The sequence below is a fragment of the Nocardia sp. No.11 genome (assembly GCF_038752175.1).
In the GTDB taxonomy this organism is placed as follows: Bacteria; Actinomycetota; Actinomycetes; order Mycobacteriales; family Mycobacteriaceae; genus Nocardia; species Nocardia canadensis.
The window spans coordinates 1-2786 of sequence record NZ_JBCGFB010000242.1; the positions used below are offsets into that span (position 1 = coordinate 1).

Here is a 2786-nt window from a genome sequence, read left to right on the forward strand (position 1 = left end):
CGGCGCTGACCGCCGCGATCCTCGGCTACCACCGTCGCGAACGGCAGCCGCGCTGGTGGGCCCACATCGACCGGCTCGGCCACCCCGTCGGCGAATGGGCCGACGCGCCGGGCGTGCTCGTCGCGGAGTGGGGCACCGTCGACACCAAATGGCATCGCACACCGCAACTTCCGACGATGCGCCGCTACCTGACGCTCACCGGCAGACTCGGCACCGGCGCGACGCTCACGCCGGGCACCCAGATGGTCACCATCTACGACGGCGCCGCCGCGGCCGGGATGACCCAGACCCTCGGCCGCCGCGCCACCGCCACGGCGACCGTGCTCGGCTGCGCCGTAGACCCCAACTTCGACGACACCGTCCGCCTCGAGGAATTGCTGCCCGCGGGCTGCCCGCCCTACGACGACCTGCCCGCCGCCATCGCCCCCGGCCCGCCCGACGGCGAAGCCGAAATCGAGGCGGCACTGGAGTTCATCGCGCAGGACCTGCTGGTGACCCTGCCCGAGGTGCCCGAGAACGCCGTCTACGACCTGCTGCTGCGCCGCGCGCCCCGCCTGCGCGACGGGCTGGACCTGCCCCAGGTCCACGGCGACATCGCCGCGGCCCTGGCGAACGCGGTCGGCGCGCTGGACGCCTCCTACCTGGCCGTGCACGGCCCGCCAGGCACCGGCAAGACCGGCACCACGGGCCGCGCGATCGAACGGCTCGTCACCCGGCACAAGTGGCGGATCGGCGTCGTCGCGCAGTCGCACGCGGTGATCGAGCGGATCTTCGACGCCGTCGTGGAGGCCGGGTTGCTGCCCGAGCTGGTGGCCAAGAAGGACGTCGCCTCGGTCGGTCCGGAATGGTCGGCGATCGACGCCGAGCGGTATCCGCGCTTCCTCGACAACGCCGTCAACGGCTGCGTGATCGGGGGCACCACCGCCGATTTCGTCGACGAGACGCTGATCGCGCCCGGCGCGCTGGACCTGCTGGTGATCGCCGACGCGGGCGCCAGCTCGCTGGCCGACACCGTCGCCGTCGCGGTGAGCGCGCGCAATCTGCTGCTGATCGGTGACCCGGTGCCCGCGCGGGCCCAGGCCGCCCATCCCGAACCGGTGCAGGTCTCGGCGCTGGATTGGCTGTGCGAGGGCGCGGCCACCCTGCCCGCCGAGCGCGGCTACTTCCTCGACCGCACCTGGCGGATGCACCCCGCGGTCTGTGAGCCGGTGTCGGCGAGCTGCTACGACGGCAGGCTGCGGGCCAGTGAGACCATCACCCTGGCCCGCGATCTGGCCGGGATCGCGCCGGGCGTGAGCACCGTGCTCGTCGAACATCGCGGCAGTGCCACCGAATCCGACGCCGAGGCCCGCGAGGTGGTGCGCCGTGTGCGCGCCCTGCTCGGCGAGACCTGGACCTCGGGTGGGCGGGCCCGCAAGCTGCACCCGCACGACGTGTTCGTCGTCGCGCCCTACGCCGCGCAGGTGGCCCGCATCCGAACCCTGTTGGCGCGCGCCAAGATCGAGGACGTGCTGGTCGGCACACCGGACCGGTTCCGTGGCCGGGAAGCCGCCGTCGTCCTGCTCTCGATGACCACCTCGACACCCGCCGATGCCCCGTTCGGCATGCGAGCGCTGCTGTCGCGCACCGTGATCCACGCGACGCTGTGCCGCGCCATGTGGAAGGCGATCGTCATCCGCTCGCCACTGCTCACCGAGTACCTCCCGGACACCCCGGAGGAGCTGACGGCCCTCGCCGAATTCCTCCGGCTGGACTGATCTGCCGCGCGGCGGTGGCGGATCGGCCGGACCCGCGCGGGCCGTCCCTCTAGGCGCTGCGCAGAAGCCGGCGCAGCCAGTCGGCGGCGAGTTCCGGTGTGGCGGGGGCGATGTCGACGCGATGGGCGGTGTGCACCAGGTAGCGGCCGTCGCCGGTGACATCGATCCAGGACAGCACGCCCGCCGGGGTGACTTCGTCGCCGGCGGCCACCAGGATCTGCCCGATGCCCGCACGGGGCCGTTGCAGCAGGCGCCGGACGCGGGCCGCGTCGGACGGTCCGGCCACGGGCGCGGTGACCAGGTCGCGACTGTCCTCGACGACGCGGGCGGTGAGCGCCGACAGCGGCGGGCCGGTGCCGGTCTTGCCGACGGGCATCCGCGCGAACACCTGGGCGGCGAAACGCCGTGTGCTGCCGACCTGGACGTGTATCGAGCCGCCCCGGTCCTCGGTGTGGCCCGGTTCCTGCACGGCCAGCACGGCCACGTCGTTGGTGACGGCGCCGAGCATCCGGACCGGCGCGCTCACCCGTCCGCACACCTCGACCCGGATCTCCGGCTCGGCCAGCACCCGCAGTGCCGCCGACAGGTCGGCGTCGAGGGTCGAGGCGCACCAGGCGTCCAGCGCGGGCTGGGCGGCGGCGCGTTCGGCGGTGTCCCTGGCCGAGGCGCGCACGGCGAGCGGATACGGGATCCGGTCGCCGTCGGTGCGCGCCCAGGCCAGCGCGAACTGGTCCGGCGTGAGGTGCCAGTTCACCCCCGCTCGGTCCACTCACCGAGCACGGCGGGACTGGTCGGCTCCATCTTGCCGATCAGGGCGTTCACTTCGTCGGCGGGTTCCAGGTAGGTCGGCTCCTCGTCGAGGAACCGCAGGAACTCGTCGTCGTCTTCCTCGTCGTCGTCCGGCGTGACCGGCGGGCGCGGGCCCGCGGGCGGCCGGGTCGTGTCGGAGGCCACCATGGCCCCGCCCAGCAGGCCGCCGATGGCGCCGGCGGTCATGCCCGCCGTCGCGTCGCCACTCGCCGCGACGGC

Annotated in this window: 2 protein-coding genes and 1 pseudogene; 1 reads left to right on the plus strand and 2 read right to left on the minus strand. The window is 73.9% G+C overall.

The features are described 5' to 3' along the window. Positions 1–1757: DEAD/DEAH box helicase (locus V8688_RS31740; RefSeq protein WP_342802358.1), on the plus strand; the 1757-nt coding region annotated here is incomplete at its 5' end. Between the two features lie 49 nt (positions 1758–1806). Here the strand turns inward: V8688_RS31740 and V8688_RS31745 are convergent. Then, positions 1807–2511 (minus strand): ESX secretion-associated protein EspG, encoded by a 705-nt coding sequence (locus V8688_RS31745; RefSeq protein ID WP_342802359.1) that lies wholly within the window; start codon positions 2509–2511, stop codon positions 1807–1809. Beyond that, positions 2508–2786: pseudogene (locus V8688_RS31750) on the minus strand (hypothetical protein); the annotation flags it as partial. The gene V8688_RS31745 and the pseudogene V8688_RS31750, both read right to left, overlap by 4 nt.